Raw genomic sequence first — 1040 nt, forward strand, 5'->3', positions numbered from 1 at the left:
TGTGACTGCTAGAATAAAGTGTACAGTTTTTGCTTGATAAGATGAAACGCTTATTTACCCAAATATACCAGCAAAAAATATCAACCTATCACTGTAAAATGATCATAGTTCATACTTGCAGTGGAGGTTAGCGAAGGTGGATAAGTGGGAAATGTACATGGAGATAAAGCAATTATTAAAGCAAGGATTTAGTCAGATAAAGATAGCTGAAAAGTTAGGGGTTTCTCGAACAACTGTTTACAGGCACTTAAAGAGATCTCCTTCGGAGATGGCGGAATGGGTTGATTCTCTTCAGTATAAAAAGAAAAAATTAGATCCATATAAAGAACTGATTTTATCTTGGTTGAGAATGCATCCGGATATGTCAGCAGCACAAGTTTATGATTGGCTTTTAGAGAAATATAAAGATCTAACTGTTGGAGAAAGTACAGTAAGAACATATGTAAAAGCATTAAGAGAAGAATACAAAATAAATAAGGAAACATCTCCTCGAATGTATGAGGCAATTCCTGATCCCCCAATGGGAGAACAAATGCAAGTAGATTTTGGTCATACGAGACAAAAAACTGTTGATAATAAGGAAGCCAAACTCAACTTTATAGCTTTTGTCTTATCACATTCTAGACAAAAGTATAAAGAGTGGTTGGATAGACCATTTACAACACGGGATGTTATACAAGCCCATGAGAACGCGTTTAAATGGTATGGAGGAATGACCAATGAGATCGTTTATGACCAAGATAGTTTAATTGTTGTTAGCGAAAATGGTGGAGATCTAATTTTAACTAAAGAATTTCAGCAGTATAGAGAATCCAGAGGAATAAACCTTCGGGTTTGTAGAAAAGCTGACCCTGAGAGTAAGGGAAGAATAGAAAATGTAGTTGGATTTATCAAACAAAACTATGCCAAACATAGAGTGTTTCATAACATCGACTCTTGGAATGAGCAAGGGTGGGAATGGCTGAACAGAACGGGTAACTATAAAATACACAATACAACAAAAAAGAGACCATTCGAAGTGTTCCTCCTGGAAAAGCAAC

Annotated in this window: 1 protein-coding gene; it reads left to right on the forward strand. The window is 35.9% G+C overall.

Going from position 1 to position 1040, the window contains the following annotated elements; genetic code table 11:
* Positions 1–136: 136 nt before the first annotated feature.
* Positions 137–1040: IS21 family transposase (gene istA, locus A6754_RS04215; protein WP_156495844.1), on the forward strand; the 904-nt coding region annotated here is incomplete at its 3' end.

This window comes from Cytobacillus gottheilii (genome assembly GCF_001636345.1).
In the GTDB taxonomy this organism is placed as follows: domain Bacteria; phylum Bacillota; class Bacilli; order Bacillales; family Cytobacillaceae; genus Cytobacillus; species Cytobacillus gottheilii.